Consider the following 21791-nt stretch of genomic DNA (forward strand, 5'->3'; position numbering starts at 1 on the left):
ACATATTGACAATCAATTATTAGTTCTTCAAATAGAAAAATTCCCCTTTTTAATAATTTCGACAAAATGCATTTATATACATTGAGGCACCATGCATCACTATCAACCTAAGATAGGCTACATTTATGGGGATTTAATAATGGGAAATGCAATCATTAATAACATTGATACAGCCATAAAAAAATATGATTACAAGATTTGCGAATTGATTATGATACATCTAAAAACACCGATATTCTTTCAAACAAGTAAAAAAGCGCCCTATAACCAGGGCGCTTTACTCCAACCTAATGACTAATAGTAGCAGTTGGATATAATGTTGTTCCTCCAATTGAAACCTTTATTTCATTTGTTAACGGAACGTTTTGTTCATTAATAATTGTTCTCCACCATTCCCATGCAAGACCTGTACATTCTCTTGCTACAATTTTTATATTTTTTGAATTTGGTGGAAGAGGGATAACTGTAGAGTAATGAGCCGTTTTGTCTTTGCCACTACCTTCCCATGTTTTATGTGTTAATACTTCTTTCCCATTTTGATCAAATGTGAATTCATCCCAAGATACATCAAATTGAGCAACGTAAGCACCGTAATGATCAAGTGTCATTTTAGCACTTGAATATTCTGTAGTTGTCGTCTCGATATAATCTGTATTGTTATGAACAGCAGCAGTTGCATTATCTTTTAAGAAAGTGCTTGTATATGAAATTGGGTATGCTGGATTTTTAAAACTTAATTCAGCATTATCTTTAATGATATTTCGGATTTCATTGAAATCTTTTGTAACAACCTTGTTATGCTCTTTCGCATCTCCGCCTAATACGACAGCAGTAAAGGTACTTTCTTCAAAAATATCTTTATACTGTCCACTCGTTTCGACGCTGTTATTCTTAAGTAAAGCTTTAAAAGCAGCTTGTACATCTTTACTCTTAGATGTGGTTTCTAATTTTACATAAACCGTTCTACCATAAGCTACATTTGAAACCATAACAGGTGGAGCCGCATTACTTACTCCTTTACGAGTTAACTCACCAAAAGTAACACTATTATCAAAGAGATCAGATGGATTGTTTGGTAGTTCAGCACTTACAGTATAAAATATTTGTTTATATGCGGCCACCATCACTTTCTTTTCTCCATTTGCTACCGCATTAAAGTCAATATTTAGACTGTTATCAAGATATTTAGCGTTAACATTAAGAGCACTTGCGATTTGTGATTTACTATAAACCATAGATTCTGTATATTGCATTCTTGCAGGTAACGTATGTGTTGTAGAATACTTTTCATTCCAAGTAGATACTAAATCGTCTACTGCTCCAGCCACATTACCATATGTCGGATTTTGAACAGTGATTGTATTTTCTTTTCTCATACCAGGTAAGTCTATACTAATATTCAAAGGCTTTCTCTTAGCCACTAATAAACTCGGTTGATTGTCTGCAAATGCTTTATTGGCAAGTTGTACAGCTCCTGGATACGTACGATTTACTACAGAATCAATAATCGAAATATCGACTGGTGACGTTGTAAGTGATTTTTTCTCGCGTTCCACTACTACAAATTTACCATTTGAATTGATACTTTCTTTCGGAACAAAACTCTCTACTTTATCACCATTTACAGCTAAAACCTCTTGATTATTGTATTTAAGATTTCCTATACCAGTATCAATACTACTAGCATTTTTAGTTATATCAGTTGCATTACCGGCTTGTGTTTCTGCGAAAGAAATAGATGAATAATTAAGAGTGCATAAACTAACTAATAAACATGCAAGGAACTTTCTTCTCTTGGTACTTTTCTTATTATTCAGAAAAATCACCCCGTTCTTTTTTAGTAAGATATAATAATGATTGATATATGATAGCTAACTAATAACCTTACATAAACGCTTTTAAAAGTTCTTGAACTAAAGGAATTACTCCACCTAAAAATTTTAAAACTGCCATTGCGATTTCCATATTACTTCCTCCTCTTTGCTGTATTAAGATGCGTTGTATATTTATGCTTTCATTATAATAAGCTTTTGCATTTGCATCAATTCATTTTTATATGCAATATTTCATATTGAGGAAAAGCAACTTTTTCTGTCAGGGTGATGGTGGTACTACTCTTCTTGACAATATTTCAATCCCTCCAAAAATATCAGAATTTTCTAATTCTAAAAGGTTATGAACGAATCAACCTCGAATAATTGTAATACATATACATAAGGAGGTTGATCTATTTTGTTTCGTTCTTTTACAAATGGTTGCGTCGCCTTAGTGCAACGTTTCTTGCCAGAGCCGTTTATTTTATCATGTTTATTAACTGTTTTCGTTATTTTCTTCGGCATGTTTGCGACTCACCAAACACCTGTGGAAATGATTAATCACTGGGGTAATGGCATTTGGGGACTACTCGCCTTTTCTATGCAAATGGCACTTGTACTCGTGACAGGATCTGCTTTAGCAAACGCGCCTCTCATTAAAAAAGGATTAACGAAAGCGGCAAAACTACCGAAAACGAATGGACAAGGTATTATTGCCATTTCAATCGTAAGTTTACTAGGGGCATACATAAACTGGGGATTTGGTATTGTTGTATCTGTTTTATATGCAAAAGAAGTAGCACGGCAGCTTGAAGGATTAGACTATAGACTAGCCATTGCCTCTTCTTACTCTGGATTTCTCATTTGGCATGCGGGGCTTTCTGCTTCTATTCCTCTTACGTTAGCAACAGGCGGCGAAACGTTAATTAAAACGACAGCTGGAAGTATTAAAGAAGCGATTCCAATAACAGAAACGTTATTCTCACCATACGCACTTGTACCAGTTATTATTTTTCTCGTTACGATGCCTCTCATTAATAAAGCGATGCATCCAGATGAAAAACATACGATAACGGTAGATCCTAGCGTATTCCATGAAGAAGCTGCCGCGCAAGAAGTAGGAAACAATACATTCGCCGAAAAAATGGAAAATAGCATCATTATTACACTTTGCGTTGGATTGTTAGGTCTCATTTATATTTTCAATTATTTTTATACGAAAGGCTTTAACCTTACGCTAGACATCGTTATTTTTATGTTATTAATTGCTGGACTTATTTTCCACCGTACTCCGATTCAATATATTCGCGCTTTTTCAGACTCTACGAAAAGTGCTTCTGGCATTTTACTTCAATTTCCGTTTTACGCAGGAATTATGGGGATGATGATTGGAGCGAATAGTGAAGGACTTTCACTTGGAGGGGCTATTTCGAATTACTTTATTAGCATTTCAAACGAAACGACTTTCCCGCTCTTTACTTTTTTAAGTGCTGGAATCGTTAATATTTTCGTTCCATCTGGTGGGGGGCAATGGGCTGTGCAAGCACCAATTATGATTCCAGCTGGCGCTGAACTTGGTGTACCTGCCGCAAAAACAGCAATGGCAATTGCGTGGGGCGATGCTTGGACGAATTTGATTCAACCATTCTGGGCATTACCGGCATTAGCGATAGCTGGTTTAGGTGCTCGTGATATTATGGGATTTTGCGTTGTTAACTTACTATATGCAGGATTTATCATTAGTCTATGTTTCTTATTTATTTAAACGAAAAGCTAGTTTTATACTAGCTTTTTTATATAATAAATCACTTATTTCCCACGCAATTTATCACGATCTTCCACTCTATATCCGTAAGCTGTAATGCCTCAAATGCAAAAAAATCTTCACATACTTTTTCAATCAGATGTGGATTTTCCCTCAAGAAATTCCACTGTAACGCTTTAGGAAGAAAATACGTTTCATACTCTTTACTTCCTCTTACTACCTCATCCACTTCTCTTTCACAAATTCCTCTTATTAAATAATCATTTCTTAATTGAATCTGTATTTGTTGAAACGTTTCACTACATTTCTTCAATTGGATTAAGCAATTAATATATGTACGAAAAAGTTCGTTATCATACTGACAACAATTTATAATACGTTCCATTTCATTCATAACGTACGAGCCTTTTCTTCTATTTGTAATAACCACTTTTCCCGCTTCTCTCGTTTACTCGTTTTCACAGATTGAAAAAAAGATCGTTTTACATCGCGAATGCCGCAAAAACGTAAAACACCTCTCTTCATCATAATCCAATCTGCTGATCGATATAGTAGTGCGACGTACCATAACGGTGAGTCTAACGTATTAATTACCCATGCCTTCTTACCTTTCAATAAGCCTTTCGGCAGGGCACCTTCATATTTATAAGCAAAACCAGCTACGAAAATGCGATCAATAAACCCTTTTAAAATAGCTGGCATCCCCCACCACCATATTGGATAAATGAAGAGAAGAGTATCCGCTTCTTCCACTAACGTTCTGTACCGAGCTGTCTCTTCTTCATTTACTAAATCACGTCTTTTCTTCTCCTCATTAAATACAAGGACGGGATCAAATTGTTCCTTATATAAATCAAGTACCGTAACCGAATGATTTGTTTCTTGTAATCCTTTTTGCACATGCTTTAATATCCCCGCATTAAAACTGGAAGGACTAGGATGAGCGTATACAATTAGTACATTCACTACATAACAACTCCCTCTATAAGTTAAAGTTTCCCCTTCTTTAACATCTTCTCTACAATTTGCACGTTTTTCGAACTTTGTAATAAACGATTTAATAATGTAAGTAACTCTTCCTTTTCTAAATCTTTCAGTTTCTCTTTCACCGTACTCTCACCAGCACTTTGAATATCATAAACAACTGCCGCCATATGCTTACAATAATTCTCATATGGACACTCGCAGCTACTTTCTGTAAAATTTTCAAGATCAATCATTACTTCATAGTTTCCTGCATTTCCAGTAACAAAAGCAAATATTTTCTTTTCTTGTATTTCAACATCTTCTACATGTCCTTCTTCATAATATTCATAACCTTTATCCATAATGTACTTAGGAATCCATTTCGTTATATCATTTAGTAAGTAAGCGTACATAACAACACCTCTTCCTTTAATTCCCTTTTGACTTCCAAAACCCTGCATGTTATTCTAATAACTGTCAAATAGCAAGTCTATATGACAAAACGACTGACACCTATTCGGCGGAGGTGTCTCTTTTCATTTGCAGCCGATATGAAGTGCCTCTTTCAGGCACATTCAATCTTTGACACTACACACTCAACACCATTCCCTTGTATCAGGCTGCTTAAGCAGTCTTTTACGCTACATACTCCAAAAAAAAGAGAGCTTAGCTCCCTTTTCCCGCCTTATAAAATACCCCTTTTTCAGTATAGAGATATTCATCAGCTAATGTAATTTTCCCATCCAGTTTCAGTTCATCTAATAGTCTTGATAAATAAAATTGATGTAACATCTTTTTCGTGAATTTTCCTTCATGATGCGAAACGATATGTTCTTGAATATCTAACAATGATATTGGCTTATCTTGCTCTATCATATATTCATAAACTGTACTACGCAGTTTTACGTATTTTTCGAGTGTCACAGTACTTCGCAACCCCTTTCTTCTTAATATAAATTTTCGTAATCGGTTTTTTTGCAACAAAAAAACCTCTCCGATAAGAAGAAGTTACGTATATATCTTCGTCTTATCTCCCAGAACAAATATGTTCTGCTGGAATTAGCACCTGCATCGCGGTTGCTGGGTTTCATCGGGCCAGTCCCTCCACCTCTCTGGATAAGAAAATATTCACTTAATTCTTACTATACGTAATTTCATTCTAATTGTCAAACAAATATAACAAATTATATTTTGTTCCTTACTGTTCATACTATACATATATGAATATGCAAGGAGGATTATGAAATGCACGAAAATGCTCGCGGATATGTCCAAAATTCTTTTCAATCATTACAAGAAGCAAAACATTGTTTAGAAGAAGCGCTACAGACTGTTGAAAAAGATTTTAATCGCGCTCGTATTGAACAATCACTTTATGCGATCGAACAAGCTATTCAACGCTGTGATTACACGGTTCATATTTTAGAACAAGATTGAAAAAACTTCCCATCATAAGGTGGGAAGTTTTTTCAAATGGCATACTTCATAATTATTACCGTTATAATTAAAAAATATACAGAATTAGCAATTTCTAAAACCCCTACTTTTATAATAGAAATTTTTTTGCCATATAACATAATTGCTCGAATGACACTCGGTATAAAAATAAGAGAACACCACGGATTGATAGCAAAGACAATGACTGTTAATACAATATGATACCCCCATGATATAAGACGATACTTCGGGTTATTTTTCTCGCGAATCATCGTTTTTACATAAAATGTACTTCCTAAAAAATATAAAAATGAAATAAGCGCAATAAATAATGCTGTTTTATCTATAAGTTTCATTGAAAAATAATAACTAACTAAACCACCAATACAGAAAACAATAATCGCACTAATGTCATTTAGTAACGCTCTTTCATTCTTTTGACGAGCGTAATACATATTTACTATAAATAACGGAATCATTACTGCTATGAATAAAAGAATGCGCCATTCATATAATAGAGAGATCATCCCAAATACGAAAGCGATGATAAAATATACAATTGCAGCATGTAAAAACTCTTTTTTTCGTTTTTGCTTTATGTACGTAAGAAATGGATACGTAGCTAAATAGATAAAGAACCAAGCTAAAAACAATGGAATATGATACATAGTAGGTTTCCCAAGCATGACACTTAATAGAAATGGTATAACGAGCATGGCCCATGCACCGTGTTGCTTCGGAATAACTAACTTCATTAACTATACACCTCCCTTTTGAAAGCAGTTCTCACCTACTATTATACAAATAATTTTATATAGTAACGTATATATATTGGACTATTTCTTGACATTAAAAAATGCTCCTTACAATGTGTAAGAAGCATGAAAGAGGCAAACGAATATGTAAGTCGCGACCCTACCTTATATGAGTATGCTTTTCTATGCCATGTTATGCTTATCTAATATGCCGTATTTCTTTTTAAATCTCGTAAGAATCATAATCCAAGACGTACTAAATAGTAGTAAGAAAATAACATTCGAAATTGCATGACTCAAATCGAAATAAAAACTTGCAATATAATACGAAACGACTGCTTCCCACGTTGCCTCACGTATGAAACCGAGAAGCCCCCATAAGTTCATAATCCAGCCAAATAAAAATCCAACAAACAATCCGTATAGAAGCCTTCCCCACAGCTTTTTCATTAAAAATGTATTACGTAATAATCCAGCTATAAAACCAATCATGCCCCAAGAAAACATTTGCCACGGCGTCCACGGACCTTGTCCTAAAAAGATGTTAGATACGATAGCCGCTGTTGCACCGATCATAAAACCAGTTTCACTCCCAAACACAATTGCAGAAACGATAATGACAAATGAAGTCGGTTGTACACTTGGTAAAATAGAAAATGGTACACGGCTAACTGCTGCAATTGCCGCTAACACAGCAACGAGCACAATTTCACGTGAAACAAAAGCCTTTCTTTCAAAACGGATATAAAACGGTAACATAATAACAACTAATAAAAACAAACTACTTAACATGTAATAACCATCCATGATAAGTGTAGTAAAGAGTAGTGTGCCTATTATTACTGCAAAAATACATATTATGAATGCAACATATCGTTTGGACACGCTTCGTACACATCCTCCCACGTTAATGCATATGGTAACTCTTTTCGAATAAATCGATTAATAGAGGTTGTATAAAAGAAGTTGCCACTAAAAAATTCTTTCGGTGTGTCATTCATAATGACTGCTCCGTCAAATAACATCATACATTGATCAACGTATTTCGCTGCAAACTCAATATCATGCGTTGCCATTACAATTGTTGTACCTTCTTTTTGCAGCTTTCTAAATAGCTCTCCTACTCTTTCTTTTTTCCACGGATCTAATCCCTTTGTCGGTTCATCAAGTAACAATAAAGTCGGCTTTGATAATAACGTTGTACATAACGCAAGTAGTTGTTGCTCTCCCCCGCTACAATCATGCGGATGGCGTTCTTTAAGCGAATACAACCAAAACTTCTTCAACATATCTTCTGCTATTTCTTTTCCTTGTTTTCCGTATAACTCTCGTGCACGTTCATACACTTCTTCCCACACTGTATCAAATGTAAAATGATAATACGGATGCTGCGATACATACCCGATCCTTTTAAATCGTTCTTTCGAATCAATTTTATGTATCACTTTCCCATTCCACTTTACTTTCCCTCTTCTCGCTTTTTGTAATCCAGCTAAAATCGTTAACAGTGTAGACTTACCTGTACCATTTTTTCCAACGAGAGCTACCCATTTTCCTTTTTCAATCGATACGGTTAAGTCTCGTAAAATAAGTGGACTATTTTTTTCATATTGGAACGAAATATGCTCTGCACTTAAAATGACTTCTCGCTTTTCACTTTGTGCTATTGGCTCATTCACATATGATATCGCTGAAAAATGATTCAGTTTCATTTGCGCTTCTCGCACTGTAAACGGAATATCTTCCGCATTCCATTCTAAAAACAATCTTGGAATTTGCGGAATAAATGGACGGAATTTTTCTACTTCCCACATGTTCGCGATAACCGTTTTAGGATTTCCATCATACACGATTTGACCATTATTCATACAAATAACGCGCGTAGCAAGTGGGATCACTTCATCTAAACGATGTTCACTTAACACAATCGTAATACCAAGTTCTTCGTTAATACGTTTTAACAATCCTAAAAACTCTTTCGCAGCAATGGGATCTAACTGCGCCGTCGGTTCATCTAATAATAATAGTTTTGGCTGCATAACTAGTACCGCAGCCAAATTGACAAGTTGTTTTTGTCCACCAGATAACGTATGAACAGATTGATGCAATAAATCTTGAAATCCTAAGAAGCTAATAAGCTCTGCTATTCGTTTTTGAATAATCTGTGATGGTAACCCGATATTTTCTAAAGAAAATGCTAATTCTTGAATGACCGTATCCATTACGAGCTGATTTTCTGGATTTTGAAATACCATACCAATTTCTTGTGCAGATAATAAATCAGGTACTTCCTCTAATAAAACGTCATCATAAAAAATTTCTCCTGAACGTGTACCGATTGGAAGTAATTCCTTTTTAAAATGTTTCAATAAAGTCGTCTTTCCAGAGCCTGACCCTCCAGCAAGTGCAATAAACTCTCCTTTTTGAATAGAAAGAGAAATATGCTGTAACGCATATTCGTTTTCATCAGCATATACAAATGATAAATTGTTTATTTCTGCATGCGCCACCATATCCATTCCTTTCCTTCCATTATAATTGGTAGACTAATAAACATCATAAATACTCCGAACATCACTCCATCGTATTGCTGAAATAGAATAGATTCGACTTTCGGATAAATGATTAGCTTTCCCCCGCCATACGTATTACATATAATAGCAATGATAAGTAGAATACTTAAATAACTGAGCGTATACCAATCTCGTCTTTCCATTCTATACCGAATATATGTCGTACGCTTCGTTACACCAAATCCACGAGCTTGCATAGAATCTGCTGTTTGCAGCGCATCTTCTAATGAACAAATTAATAATACTTGCAGCAATTGCATACCATTTTTCACCCGTTCTACAATGGAACCTGCGTCTACTTGTACACCTTTCGTTTTTTGAACGAGTGTTATTTTCTGTAATCGCCTCATAAACAAAGGAACAAACCTCACCGTAATCATCGTTAACAATGCTACCTTCGGTGAAATTCTAGAAAACAAATATAAAAATTTATGACTCGAAATAATATCATTATACGAAGCAAACGTAAACATAATCGCAACTAATAATAATCCCATTACTACTCCAAACATAATCGCCTCAAGCTTAATACGGCTATCACCTAACCAAAATAACGTAGTTCGCCCTCTATGTGTTAATAACGAATTAAATAAAATGACCATAAAAAAGAAAACGATTGTGCTCGGTAACATCTTTCTTATCTTTTCACTATTCCCTTGCATTATATTGATTATGACGATTAATAGTATTGCTCCAATTAAAAAAAGAGGATGAAGACACATCATACATAGTATCATCACCCCGATATAATAGAAAAAATTCACAAAAGGATGTAAAGAAGAAAAACTTATTTTCATAGTCCTTTACCGAATGCCTTTCTTATTTTAATACATACACCCACTCAATTGTATCTCCTGGTTTAACTGTTACTACACCTGCACTATGGTTTGGAAATGCACCGTTCACACGATATTTCCATCCACTAGTATCTGTAATATCTTTTTCATATAAATCATTAATACCTTTTACATAAATATCACCTTTAGAGCCCATTGCATCCACATCTAAACCTGTACGCTGCAATACTTTATAAACAGTATCGCCTTCTTGTACATCCATTTTTTTCGCACCTAATAAGTACCCTTTATCACCTTTTACTGAGATAGTGACTTGTTTTGGTTTTGGTATTACTGGATCTGGCACTGGCACTGGCGGTACTGGATCTGGTACCGGTGTTGGTGGCGTTGGTACAGTTGCTTGTTGCTCTTTATTCGGATCAACCTTCTGCTCCTGCTTCGGTGTTTCTTTCGGCTGATTCACAACCTTCGCTTCTTCTTTTATTTCTTGCGCTTTCGGTTGTTTCTCTTCTTGTGCTTTTTGCTGTTCTGGTTGCTTAGTAGCAGGCTGTTCCTGAGGTTTCTCTTCTTTCTTTACTTCCGGTTGTGCCTGTGCCTTTTCTTCTTTCGGCTTCTCTTCTACTTTTTGCTCTTGTTTCTCTTTCTGCTCTTCTTGCTGCTTTTGCTCTTGTTCAGCTTGTTTTTCCTCCGGTTTTTCTTCCGGTTTCGCTTCATCTTTTTTCTCTTCTTGTTTTGCTACCTCTTCTTGCTTTGGTTCTACTTTCTTCTCAGGCTTTACAGCTGCCTCTTCACACCCGGCAAGTAGCCCAAGTGAAAGCATTAAAGAAATAAACCATTTCATCTTACTCATGTTGTCTCTCACCTTTCATATTAAAAATTAGGAGCAAATGATTGCTCCTAATTTTTGTTAAGCTGCTTTACGTCTCCATAATACATATGCAGAAGCAATACATAATACACCCATACCTACTTCTGTAGCTGCACTATGAGAAGATGCTCCTGTTTTTGGTAACGTGCTACCGTTTCCTGACTTTTTGCTTTTAACCGGTTCGTTATCGACAACAACTTTTAGCGTGTCATCTTTCGTTTCTTGTTGTACTTGTTTTTGTTCTTCTGGTTGCTCAGTAACTTCTTTTTCTACTACAATATTTTCTGCATCCACATTTGGTTTCGTATCAATTTCAGGAACAGATACAGTTGACCAGTCATAAATCGATTTCCCAAGATCTTTAAACTGAAGTAAAGCTAAGAATGCTTGCTCTGTAGCCATTCCGCTACCGTTTTGATCACTTGGTAACCATTTGAATTCACCATTTGGAAGTTGGTATGACAGTAGATTTTGCATTGCCTTATGTAGACGATTTTGATCTACATCTTGTACAAGAGATAATCCAATAATTGCTTGTGCAACACTATTAGAATTTTCTTGTCCATCAGCAGAAAAACCACCGTTTTCTAGCTGTTCGTTATATAAATAGGCAACAGCCTTTTGCACAGCGGGTTTCACATCTTCTCGTTCTTGATAAGGAGCTAATGCTGATAAAACCATACCTGTTACATCAACGCTACTAGCACTGTCTTTACTGCTTGCGCTATCGTAAGTCCAGCCACCATCTGTATGCTGTGAGTTTAAAAGCGCATCTACTAAAGCAACTCGATTCCATTTTGAATTCACTGGCACTTCATATTTCTTCGTATCAAATGCAAGTAAAGCAAATGTATAACCTGTAACAGAATTCACTTTATCTGATTCGTACAATTTTTGAACTAAATTATGTTCGCCAACCTTTGTAGGGTCTGCTTGCATTGCATTCATCATAATAATCGTTCTAGCTAAATCTGTCGCTGAAAAACGGTTAATGCGCTTTTCTACTTTTTCAGTTACTGACTTAACATAATTTAATTTCGCCTCAATTGGAACATTCTTTCCAGAACGAGAAAGGCCTAAAGCTACCCAATCACTTTCAATTCCATCTTGTAACATCTTTTCAGATGTCTTAAAAATCGCTTCATTTACTTGCGCTACTGGAACTTGAATGTTCTCTTGCTTTGGTTGTTCTACCTTTTCATCATTTGTTTTTGGTTCTTCTGGTTTTTCTTGTTTTGGATCATCTGTCTTTGGTTCTTCTGGTTTTTCTTGTTTTGGATCATCCGTTTTTGGTTCTTCTGGTTTTTCTTGTTTTGGATCATCCGTTTTTGGTTCTTCTGGTTTTTCTTGTTTTGGATCATCTGTTTTTGGTTCTTCTAGTTTTTCTTGTTTTGGGTCATCTGTCTTTGGTTCTTCTACAGTTTTACAAGTACCAAATTTATCTAATGTTTGCTGTAATGTTTCCTGGCTCATATTGCTCCAGTCTGCAACAAAACGAAAGACAACAACATCTCCAGACTTTAATTTATAACTATCTGCTCCAACTTCTGCAGATTTATCATTTACATCATACAACCAGCCGCTTGTGTCCCCAGCCATTAAGCCGTCAATGCCTTTAACATACGTTCCAAACGACATCGTCTCTGCTGTTACTTTGTCCCCCATGACTTTTTGCAGCAAACTTAAAGCTGTTTCCCCATCTGTAATTTGCTCTTCTTTCGGGCATAACATAATGCCCTTTTGTGATTCACCAATAATTGCAAGTTTTGCTGTATTTCCTTCAGCAAACGTAATATGTACTGTATTCGCAAAAGAAACAAATACGAGTGTAACTGCCATTAACGACGTAAGCAGCCATTTTTTCAACATTGCCATCCCAAAATTTCCTCCCTTACTACTATTTACACAAAAAAAGGCCCTTCAAGGGCGTGCAATTGACACTCTTTTTTTGTAAGTGTCGAACAAACTGTGCAACACCTCCTACCCGCATCATTCGCGGCTATATTTGTATAGGAAAAATAATTTTGTTTATGAACGTATCATTGTGATAACATTCACTTTTCTAGGCAAAACTGACTTCCATTCAAGTTATCGTAAAACGATAAACCTATACATTCTGTTAATTATAAATTTCTGTATTATTTTACTATTGACAAAGAATTTTGTCCATGCTTTATCGGATTTATTTTCTAAGAATAGTAGTTTACTATCCTTTAACGATGCAAACTCTTTTCACTAATAATGACGCCATCTTCATCCGCATAAACATATTCATTCGGCTTCCATTCTACTTGTCCAAATTGCAACGAAATATTCCGCTCTCCTTTTCCTTCTTTTATACTTCTATTTGGCATCGTCCCTAACGCTAAAATACCAATATTAATATTCTTTAGTTCACTAGAATCACGAACATATCCATTTACAATAATTCCTGCCAGCTTTCTTTCCTCCGCAATAGCTGCCAAATTATCACCAAGTAACGCACAATTCGTAGACGCTCCGCCATCAACAACTAATACCGTTCCTTCTGGTAATGTTTGCAATCCTTCCTTCACTAGTACATTATCATCCTTCACTTTCACCGTTGCAATTTTCCCGTGAAATTGTTCTTTCTTCCCAAAAGACCGAAATGACTGGCGACATATTTGTAATTCCTTTTCAAACTCATCACATAGATCCGTAGTTTTCCACATCTTTTTTCCCCTCTTTTCCTTATTCTTTCTATATAACATATTCTTGGATTATTTTCGTTTCCCTGTCTAATGTTGCAAGAATTTGTATGTGCAGAAAAAGGATAGAAAAACTATTGCCTTAAGAAGCCACCTTTATTATAATCTATTTCACAGATAAATTTCAGAATATTTAAAAATTAACTAAGTGAAAAAGGAGGGGTTTTATGCAATTACATACCGAGGTAAAAAAGCAGCCGAGTAAACGAAAGTTTAAAATGCCTGACGCGTACGTACTACTATTTTTTATTGCCTTACTTTGTGCCATTGCTACATATTTCGTTCCTGCTGGGGAGTTTAAAAGAGTTACAAACGGTACTGTTACAACGACAATACCAGGAAGTTATCATTCTGTTCCACAATCGCCGGTAGGATTTGTTTCTTTTTTTACCGCTATTGAAAAAGGAATGACACTTGCTGCTCCAATCATCTTTTTAATTTTATTTACAGGTGGAGCCATCGCCATTCTTGAAAAAACAGGCGCTCTTGACGGTTTAATCTATCATGTTATTAATAAATTTCGCAATCAGCAATTACTTTTCATTTGTATTGTCGCTGCACTCTTTTCTATTCTCGGAACGACTGGTATTATCGTTAACTCAGTTATCGGCTTTATCCCCATCGGTATCATCGTTGCACGCACATTAAAATGGGACGCTATCGTTGGTGTAGCAATTATTTATTTAGGCACTTATGCTGGTTTTAATGCTACTATTTTATCTCCCTCACCTTTAGGTATTTCACAAAAAATTGCAGAACTTCCGATGTTTTCGGGGATTGGTTTACGCACGGCAATTTATATCTCTTTTTTAATTGCTACCATTTTATATATTAATTGGTACGTAAAACGTTTGAAGAAATCGAATAAAGGAAGCATACTCGGAGATAACTGGTTTCCAAGTAATGCGCTTTCAAGTGAGAAAGAACTAGAGAAAACTGAAGTTCCTTGGACAATACGTCACAAATTAATTTTACTCGTTTCAGCTTTATCATTAATTGTATTTTTAATAGGCGCTTTTCGTCTACATTGGACTGACGCAGAAATGACCGCTACTTTTATTTTCATAGCAATTACAGCTGGAATAATAGGTGGTATGAAAGCGAACGATATCGCTTCTACTTTTCTAGCAGGCTGCCAAAATCTCATATACGGTGCTTTGATCGTCGGAATGGCTCGTTGTATTTCAGTCATTTTAGAACAAGGCAAATTACTTGATACAATCGTTAACCAACTCGCACAGTCTCTCGAAGGACAAAGCCCTGTATTTGGCGTTATCGGCATGTATGTAAGTAGTGCCGCATTACATTTCCTCATTTCATCCGGGACAGGAGAATCTGTTATTTTTATTCCGATATTAGCTCCATTAGCTGATTTCATGCACATTACACGCCAAGTTACAGTACAAGCTGTTATGCTTGGAGAAGGTGTAGTGAACTGCCTCAACCCAACTTCCGGTGTTTTAATGGGCGTACTCGCAGCGAGCGGCATTTCTTACGGAAAATGGATTCGATTTATGGCTCCACTTGCATTCATTTGGTTTATCATTGGACTTATTTTTCTTATTGTTGGTGTGAATATTGAGTGGGGACCGTATTAAAAGACTCATATTATACTTTACTTAATAAAATATCGATTCTATTCTCCAATCCTATAAAAATCACTTATTCTAGTATAGATATAAACAGGGATTGATCATAGTGATCAATCCCTTCTCTCAAAGTAAAATACCTTTAAGTATGTTAGTTCCAAATTTTATTTACCCATTCCGGATGATCAATAAAAGGATTACGATTATGTTGATATTTCGTAAAAATCACTTCATTACGCTTTCGCTCTAAATCATCTACAGGGTCTTGTTCATTCCATTTTAGTAAAACGGATAGTTTGCCCATGTATGGATCTTTATTGTTATTCACCTTTTCATTTAATTCTAAGTCTATTTCGCCGTTGTCTCCTTCATAACGAACAGCCATGTAAAATAGCATTCTAGCGATATCTCCTTTTACACTATCACGAGGTTCCCAAGAATCACTATCATATTTACATTCTGTCGCTTCCGAATGATTCACACCACCATTATCAAAATCCAGATTTCCACGTGAACTATTTACAGATACATCCGTCGCTCTTAAATGATGCAAATCTGTTCCAGCTCCTGCAGTCGTTCCAAAATCACCGTGAGATTTTGCCCAAACATGCTCTCGGTTCCAATTATCAACTCCCGAACCATTCGTAAGTTTCCCTTGCGAACGCCCAGTATATAAGAGTATCACATTGTTTTTATTATTTGGATCTTCATCAGTATCTCTTAGTGCTTCCCAAACCGCACTGTATGATAACTTTGTATGATCATCAATAATATTATGAAGTTCCTTCTTTAACTCTAAACCCGTTTTTCCTATTGCATTATTATAATATGTATCATCATAGCTTTTTACAGTAATCTCTTGTGGTGATGCAGAAGCTACTTCACCGTGTATGATATCTGTGAATGATAGAGATGCAGTACTTAAAATAAAAAATGAAGATAGTGTAACCATAGCAAGCTTTGTATTTCGAAACTTCATATACCCATTTCCCCTTTAACATATAATTTGAAGCCATTAACTAAAAAATGCTTTCTAACCCCCAAAAACTTTTAGAAAGCCATACCCATCCTTTTCTTTTTATTTAATACAAAACTCTATTGAGTCTGTATTATTTCCACACTTTTGGTTTATCTACTTCTCAAGGAATATCCTTCTCTAGTAAAGATTATTAAAATATTCTTTACAATTAAAAAGTAGTTTAATGTTAACTTATAAATTTCAATTTTTTCATGCAATTATGCATATTTGATAAATCGTTCGACTTTTCCTTTTTCTATAATTGTCTTTATTTTTTGGTGTAAAACCCTTCTTCCTCTGAAAAATAAGTACAAAAATAGATTGGATACCATGTAAGGCACCAATCTATTTTAATTAAAGAAACTTTGGTAATTCTGAGTTCACAACACATTGCGCAGTAATGATAACATTTTTATATTGAGACAGAACTACTACTATTTATTTGGTATCGAATCTATATACTTTTTAACTACTTCATATACATATTCTTGATTTGCCGCCGCTGTATTTGGATTGTATTTTCCGCCGTTTGTTTTATTGTTAGATAATACTCGAATCCCTAAAAATGGTACGTCATAAGCTTTTGCGATTTGCGCTGCGGCAGCACCTTCCATTTCTTCAACAGATGTACCGTATTTTGTATGGAACCATTTAATTCTATCAACTTCATTATTCCAAACATCTGCTGAACCTATAGTCCCTTCAACCACTTTACCTTTTGTATATTTATCTTTTACCGCATTAGCTGCTGCAAGTAAATCCTTATCCCCCTCGTAGTATCGGATTTTCTCAGCATTTGGATCTTCTCCTGCACTTCCTTCAGAAGCCATTAAGTCCATTGAAATCCACTTTGTCGGTTCAATCCCTTGATTCTCATCCATATTTGTTGTTTTTAATGAACCTATGTTTGCTACTTGTTTTCCTAAAACAATATCAAATACGTTTAAATTTGGATCGTGTCCACCTGATGTTCCTTGGTTAATAATCGCCTTAGGCTTATATTTTTCAATAGCCACTGCTGTAGCAGCTGCTGTATTTTCCATTCCTTTACCTGTTTTCGCTACGATTACAGGATAATTGTCGACAGTGCCTTTATAAAATACGAAAGTTCCAGACTTTTCTTCTTTCACATTTTTTAACCTTTTTGCAAACTTCTCAGCCTCTATCGGCATTGGCCCTTGAATTAAAATAGGTTGTTGATTACTTTTTGCCTCAACTTGTTTTGGAGTCACATTACATCCCGCAAGTATTGAGAATGACAATGCAACAGTAGTTACTAGGGCAGCACATTTTTTCAACGTATTCTTCTTCATAAATAATCTCCTCTTTCTCTTGTTGTTTTCTATACTCGATGCTTTTAGTCCAAACAAAAAAGTTCTAGAAATTGTAGAAGAATCTCTACTTTCTAGAACTACGGTAGTCAAAGTTAATTAAGCACATGCAAAATTATAAATCGGTAGCGTACATTACATAGCACGGCCGAATACTTTAACCCGTAGTCCAGTTCTTTCATTGGGAACTAGGTAGAAACGCTCGGACCATATTACCGAGTATATACGAGTGATGATGTGTAAAATTATTATATTGGTAATATATCAAACTTTTAGTGTGCATGTAATCTAAATATGAACATTTTAACTAAAAATAATTAAAATGTTCGTTTTTACACAAAAAAAGATGATGTTATTCATTTTTCAGTGGATAATACCACAAAAAAACTTACAATCAAAAACACTAAACTATAGTCATGATATGAACTCACTTTTGGTTTTCGATAATTTTTTTGTATTATTCTTTATGAAATGAACAACTAAGGCGATTAAAGGAAAAGCTGCTCCAATGAGTAAAGTTACTTCACTATTAAATTTATAGTACGTATAACTTCCAACCCATGAACCAAAGGCTCCCCCCAAAAAGAAGATGGTCATATATAATCCATTCAGTCTGTTTCTTATCTCGGGATTCAAACTAAAGATAACTTTTTGACCTAATAATAAATTTCCTGCTACACCAATATCGATGCTAATGCCTGAAATAAGTATTAAAATCACACTAAACAGTGAATGATCTTGAACAAAAAATAGTAGTACAACAGATAATAGTACGAGCACCATTGATAGATTAGTCATTGTAAACATATAACCTTTATCTGCTATTTTACCAATAGTAGGAGTTAATACAGCTCCAGCTATTGCAACAAATCCAAACAATGCAATTTCATTATTTGAGAAATGTAATGGCTCCGACCTTAATAAAATGGGAATAACTGTCCAATAAAGGCTAAATGTTGCGAATAAGCATGCATGATAAAAAGCTCGTTGTTGTAACGGAGAAGTATGTATGAGTAGTTTTACCATAGAAGCTATTAAATTTGGATATAACATGTTACTAGTCGATACCACTTCATAGTTGGGTAAAAATTTTATAATTAACAGTAAGACAGCAACTAAGACTATTAATGAAAAAAGAAATACCATTCTCCAGCCAAACCATTCAGCTATTCCGATCGATAATGGGCGAGCAATCATAATCCCAATCAATAAACCACTCATTACTTTACCGACATATTTCCCCGTCTCTTCAATAGGCACAATCCTCATTGTTAGCGGAACTAACATTTGAGCAGCACAGGCTCCAATGCCAATTATAGTTGTTAATAGTAAAAAAACAATTCCATGTGTCGAAATTAACGCACCAATTAATGAAAGAATAGTAAGCCCGATAAGACCCCCTATTATTTTCTTACTTTTAAATAAATCTGCCATTGGTACGATAAAAAACAATCCCAATCCATAACCAATTTGCGTAAAAGTAGTGAGCAATCCAGATAAATCAGAGGAGATATTCAAGTCCTTTGCAATGAATTGTACAATTGGTTGCGCATAATAAATATTTGCAGCAAGTGAGCCACAACTAATCGCTAAAATAAATATTAGAAAATTTGTCTTGTTATTCAACTTTACCATTCCTTTCTTTTTTTGGAACGTTCATTCCTAAATCATTAAAAAAAGAAAGACTATAGGTCTGCAATAGTCTTATCCACTAGGCGATAGGCTAAATTTTTTTCTTTTTTATATTTGGACATTATATTCAAGCTGTGGTTTAAACTTAATAAAGAATATGCAACTAATTCAGTATCAGCCTCTTGTGAAATTTCGCCTTTCTTTTTTCCTTCTTCGATAACTTGCTTAAATACTTTTTCAAGTTCATTAAAATCATTTATGAGTATCTCTTCTATGGAAGGATCAATTTGTCCAATAAGCAGTGAAGAATTTGTTATAATACAACCTTTTGGAATTTCATCTGAATAACATTTTTCAATATGTTGATAAAAAAAGGATTGAAGTGATGCTTTTGTGTTTATACCACTAAAAAGTAAATTTCTCTTTTGAGAGCCATAATTTTTATAATGTTCCAAAACTAGTTTAAATAGTGCATCCTTATCTCCAAAACTATCGTACAGAGTAGAGCGACTTATACCCATTGTCTCAATAAGCTCTGAAATATACGTAGCATCATAACCTTTCTCCCAAAATAAATGCATCGCTTTATTTAAAGCATGTTCTTTGTTAAAACTAATCTTTCTACCCATTTAACAACACCCCCTATTATATAATTTAGTATAAATTTTTCGGAACGATAAGTCCATAAAAACATTTCGAAACTAAGCCTTCTGTTAAAGAGTTATATAAATTTATTAATAAAAATCAAAAACACTTGAAGTTGACGTTGGGTCATTTTATATACTGTTAAGTAGCTACTATTTAGCAATTTCATAAAAGAAATTAAAAAAATAGGAGGTTTTTAGATGAAGCAAGGCGATATTATTATTTATGGATGCGTCATTATAGGTGCAGGGATCGGAATGACATTGGATCATGCCTTTCCTGGTGTACTAATTGGGCTAGGAGCAGGATACTTACTTAAAAACATTTTTAGTAAAGAAAAATAGATGTGGTTTGAAGAAAATAATCGTTAACGATAAAATCTTAACGTACAGAAAGGTAGGTTTATCCGTTGATACACATTAATAAAGTTGGAGAACTGACAGGCGTTACAGTAAGGACACTGCGTTATTACGATAAAATCGGATTATTAAAACCAGCATCCAAAACAGAGGGTGGCCATCGTTTATATACAAATGAAGAAATAAAAAAATTACAGCAAGTTCAATTTTTAAAAAAGGTTGGATTTCCGTTACAAGAGATTAAAAATATGCTCGACTTCAATGAGTGGAATTGGTCGGATAGTTTACAGAGTCAATTATCTTATGTCATAAAAGAGCAGGAACATTTAAAGAAAATAGAATTATCCTTACGGGAATTGATAAATGGAATTGCGATAGAAGGAGAAGAAAGCTGGATTGCGATTCAGAAGATTATGCAATTATCCAGCAAAGATAAAGATATACAACAGTATTATCGCGAATCTGTATTTAAAGAAAAAGAAATAAAACTATTGGAAAAGGTTCCCAAAATGGCAAGTGACTGTTCTGATTCACTTGAATGGATTGCTCTCATCGGCCAGTTAAAGCGTTATATGAAGGACGGTCCAAAAGCAACAAAAGTTCAAAATATCATAAGAAGAATGGAGGAAAAACGCTTAGAAGAATTTGAAGGTGAGGATGAATTTCTAAATAAGCTTTGGGAGATAAGGATGTCTCCCAAACAATCAGAGAAACTTAGTTTATATCCAATTGATCAAGATGTGCTTCAGTTTATGAACGAGGCATATGCCATTTTTATGACTGAAAAAAATAATCCTGAGCCGAAATAAGGGGGAAAGCACGATGGGTACAGAACACCTTCTCCTAATAGGCGGATTAGCTATATTGGACACGCTAAGCCCTACTACAATAGGAGTAACAATATATCTACTTTTAACAGATAAAGAGCGTCTCACGAAACGTTTATTCGTTTATTTATTGACGGTAGCTGGATGTTATTTTGTTGTTGGAGTTTCACTCATGCTAGGATTAGATTTTTTGTTTGAGATTATTTCTGGCGTATTTCAAAACCAAATCGTAAGCTGGACGTTCTTTATTATTGGAGCCCTATTATTCATCGCAAGCTTTTATATTCCACCAAAGAAAAGTTCAAAGCTCCCTTCACCAAAATCAAATAGCATTCTTTCAATAATTGCGCTCGGATTCACTACTACATTAATTGAAGTGGGAACTGCATTCCCTTATTTTGCAGCAATCGGCATATTAACTACTTCTAATCTATCATGGATAGAATGGTCTTCTATTTTAGCTGGATACAACTTTATCATGGTATTGCCCTCTCTCTTGCTGTTTCTCCTCTATCTCCTATTTGGTCGATGGATGCAAAAATCTCTCGAGAGGCTTCGAATGAAAATCGCTAATCATTCAGGATCAGCTCTGTCATGGATTATGTGTATAGTTGGCTTCCTCCTAATATTAAATAGCCTGGATTATTTATAGGGGGTTATATAATTGTTCTAACTTTACTTTGAGC

The 21791-nt window shown here is 34.9% G+C and carries 22 protein-coding genes and 2 riboswitches; of the genes, 6 read left to right on the forward strand and 16 right to left on the reverse strand.

Annotation, left to right across the window (positions count from 1 at the left end):
* Nucleotides 1–287: 287 nt before the first annotated feature.
* Nucleotides 288–1826: an anthrolysin O/cereolysin O family cholesterol-dependent cytolysin Alo gene (gene alo, locus ACU8YW_RS16295; RefSeq protein ID WP_088064022.1), complete on the reverse strand. Its 1539-nt coding sequence runs from the start codon at nucleotides 1824–1826 to the stop codon at nucleotides 288–290.
* Between the two features lie 406 nt (nucleotides 1827–2232).
* Between alo and ACU8YW_RS16300 the strand changes: the two genes are divergently transcribed.
* Entirely contained in the window at nucleotides 2233–3579 is a 1347-nt protein-coding gene (locus ACU8YW_RS16300; protein WP_060487716.1) for a short-chain fatty acid transporter, read from the forward strand.
* 40 nt (nucleotides 3580–3619) lie between these two features.
* Here the strand turns inward: ACU8YW_RS16300 and ACU8YW_RS16305 are convergent, their stop codons facing one another.
* The 4 genes from ACU8YW_RS16305 to ACU8YW_RS16320 form a co-directional block, all read right to left on the reverse strand.
* Nucleotides 3620–3973: a group-specific protein gene (locus tag ACU8YW_RS16305; RefSeq protein WP_142293508.1), complete on the reverse strand. Its 354-nt coding sequence runs from the start codon at nucleotides 3971–3973 to the stop codon at nucleotides 3620–3622.
* Nucleotides 3970–4545 carry an NAD(P)H-dependent oxidoreductase gene (locus ACU8YW_RS16310; protein WP_060487718.1) on the reverse strand — a complete coding sequence of 192 codons (576 nt, stop codon included), beginning with the start codon at nucleotides 4543–4545 and terminating at the stop codon, nucleotides 3970–3972. Before ACU8YW_RS16310 ends, ACU8YW_RS16305 begins: the two co-directional genes overlap by 4 nt.
* A 23-nt stretch (nucleotides 4546–4568) precedes the next feature.
* Nucleotides 4569–4958 (reverse strand): SWIM zinc finger family protein, encoded by a 390-nt coding sequence (locus tag ACU8YW_RS16315; protein ID WP_060487719.1) that lies wholly within the window; start codon nucleotides 4956–4958, stop codon nucleotides 4569–4571.
* 253 nt (nucleotides 4959–5211) lie between these two features.
* The gene (locus ACU8YW_RS16320; protein WP_002096439.1) at nucleotides 5212–5529 is read right to left on the reverse strand and encodes a hypothetical protein; all 318 of its coding nucleotides are present in this window, start codon (nucleotides 5527–5529) and stop codon (nucleotides 5212–5214) included.
* Between the two features lie 40 nt (nucleotides 5530–5569).
* Nucleotides 5570–5668, reverse strand: a riboswitch (SAM riboswitch).
* A 122-nt stretch (nucleotides 5669–5790) separates the two neighbouring features.
* On the opposite strand from ACU8YW_RS16320, the gene ACU8YW_RS16325 reads away from it, so the two are divergent.
* Nucleotides 5791–5982 carry a hypothetical protein gene (locus ACU8YW_RS16325; protein ID WP_000545003.1) on the forward strand — a complete coding sequence of 64 codons (192 nt, stop codon included), beginning with the start codon at nucleotides 5791–5793 and terminating at the stop codon, nucleotides 5980–5982.
* A 32-nt stretch (nucleotides 5983–6014) separates the two neighbouring features.
* Here ACU8YW_RS16325 and ACU8YW_RS16330 read toward each other — a convergent pair whose 3' ends face one another.
* From ACU8YW_RS16330 to rraA, 7 genes are all read right to left on the reverse strand, one after another.
* Nucleotides 6015–6737, reverse strand: a complete 723-nt coding sequence (locus ACU8YW_RS16330; RefSeq protein WP_098134387.1) for a YwiC-like family protein — start codon at nucleotides 6735–6737, stop codon at nucleotides 6015–6017.
* 183 nt (nucleotides 6738–6920) lie between these two features.
* Nucleotides 6921–7622: an ECF transporter S component gene (locus ACU8YW_RS16335; protein ID WP_426934013.1), complete on the reverse strand. Its 702-nt coding sequence runs from the start codon at nucleotides 7620–7622 to the stop codon at nucleotides 6921–6923.
* Nucleotides 7595–9256 carry an ABC transporter ATP-binding protein gene (locus ACU8YW_RS16340; RefSeq protein WP_097906982.1) on the reverse strand — a complete coding sequence of 554 codons (1662 nt, stop codon included), beginning with the start codon at nucleotides 9254–9256 and terminating at the stop codon, nucleotides 7595–7597. The genes ACU8YW_RS16335 and ACU8YW_RS16340 overlap by 28 nt, the downstream gene beginning before the upstream one ends.
* Nucleotides 9229–10107: an energy-coupling factor transporter transmembrane component T gene (locus ACU8YW_RS16345; protein ID WP_088064026.1), complete on the reverse strand. Its 879-nt coding sequence runs from the start codon at nucleotides 10105–10107 to the stop codon at nucleotides 9229–9231. Before ACU8YW_RS16345 ends, ACU8YW_RS16340 begins: the two co-directional genes overlap by 28 nt.
* A 22-nt stretch (nucleotides 10108–10129) precedes the next feature.
* Nucleotides 10130–10957, reverse strand: coding sequence for a DUF4430 domain-containing protein (locus ACU8YW_RS16350; protein ID WP_088609313.1), 828 nt, complete (start codon nucleotides 10955–10957; stop codon nucleotides 10130–10132).
* Nucleotides 10958–11014: 57 nt separating this feature from the next.
* Entirely contained in the window at nucleotides 11015–12850 is a 1836-nt protein-coding gene (locus ACU8YW_RS16355) for a DUF4430 domain-containing protein (protein WP_106382911.1), read from the reverse strand.
* A gap of 338 nt (nucleotides 12851–13188) precedes the next feature.
* Entirely contained in the window at nucleotides 13189–13668 is a 480-nt protein-coding gene (rraA, locus tag ACU8YW_RS16360; protein WP_088609512.1) for a ribonuclease E activity regulator RraA, read from the reverse strand.
* Nucleotides 13669–13871: 203 nt separating this feature from the next.
* On the opposite strand from rraA, the gene ACU8YW_RS16365 reads away from it, so the two are divergent.
* Complete coding sequence (locus ACU8YW_RS16365; protein ID WP_088609513.1) at nucleotides 13872–15302, forward strand: YfcC family protein; 1431 nt, start codon at nucleotides 13872–13874, stop codon at nucleotides 15300–15302.
* 142 nt (nucleotides 15303–15444) lie between these two features.
* On the opposite strand, the gene ACU8YW_RS16370 is transcribed toward ACU8YW_RS16365, so the two are convergent.
* The 4 genes from ACU8YW_RS16370 to ACU8YW_RS16385 all read right to left on the reverse strand — a co-directional run bounded on the left by ACU8YW_RS16370 (nucleotide 15445) and on the right by ACU8YW_RS16385 (nucleotide 19903).
* Complete coding sequence (locus ACU8YW_RS16370) at nucleotides 15445–16272, reverse strand: endonuclease I family protein (protein ID WP_144525088.1); 828 nt, start codon at nucleotides 16270–16272, stop codon at nucleotides 15445–15447.
* A 473-nt stretch (nucleotides 16273–16745) separates the two neighbouring features.
* Complete coding sequence (locus ACU8YW_RS16375; protein ID WP_426934014.1) at nucleotides 16746–17624, reverse strand: 5'-methylthioadenosine/S-adenosylhomocysteine nucleosidase; 879 nt, start codon at nucleotides 17622–17624, stop codon at nucleotides 16746–16748.
* 163 nt (nucleotides 17625–17787) lie between these two features.
* Nucleotides 17788–17891: riboswitch (purine riboswitch) on the reverse strand.
* A 165-nt stretch (nucleotides 17892–18056) separates the two neighbouring features.
* Complete coding sequence (locus ACU8YW_RS16380; RefSeq protein ID WP_088064032.1) at nucleotides 18057–19277, reverse strand: MFS transporter; 1221 nt, start codon at nucleotides 19275–19277, stop codon at nucleotides 18057–18059.
* A gap of 50 nt (nucleotides 19278–19327) precedes the next feature.
* Nucleotides 19328–19903, reverse strand: a complete 576-nt coding sequence (locus ACU8YW_RS16385) for a TetR/AcrR family transcriptional regulator (protein WP_088064033.1) — start codon at nucleotides 19901–19903, stop codon at nucleotides 19328–19330.
* Between the two features lie 216 nt (nucleotides 19904–20119).
* Here ACU8YW_RS16385 and ACU8YW_RS16390 point away from each other — a divergent pair, with 216 nt between their 5' ends.
* The 3 genes from ACU8YW_RS16390 (at nucleotide 20120) to ACU8YW_RS16400 (ending at nucleotide 21757) form a co-directional block, all read left to right on the forward strand.
* Nucleotides 20120–20263 carry a hypothetical protein gene (locus ACU8YW_RS16390; RefSeq protein ID WP_179196846.1) on the forward strand — a complete coding sequence of 48 codons (144 nt, stop codon included), beginning with the start codon at nucleotides 20120–20122 and terminating at the stop codon, nucleotides 20261–20263.
* Between the two features lie 65 nt (nucleotides 20264–20328).
* Entirely contained in the window at nucleotides 20329–21087 is a 759-nt protein-coding gene (locus tag ACU8YW_RS16395) for a MerR family transcriptional regulator (RefSeq protein WP_088609515.1), read from the forward strand.
* A 13-nt stretch (nucleotides 21088–21100) separates the two neighbouring features.
* A complete protein-coding gene (locus ACU8YW_RS16400) occupies nucleotides 21101–21757 on the forward strand; it encodes a GAP family protein (protein ID WP_088064035.1) in 657 nt (218 codons plus the stop codon).
* Nucleotides 21758–21791: the final 34 nt, after the last annotated feature.

The sequence above is a fragment of the Bacillus pretiosus genome (assembly GCF_052947655.1).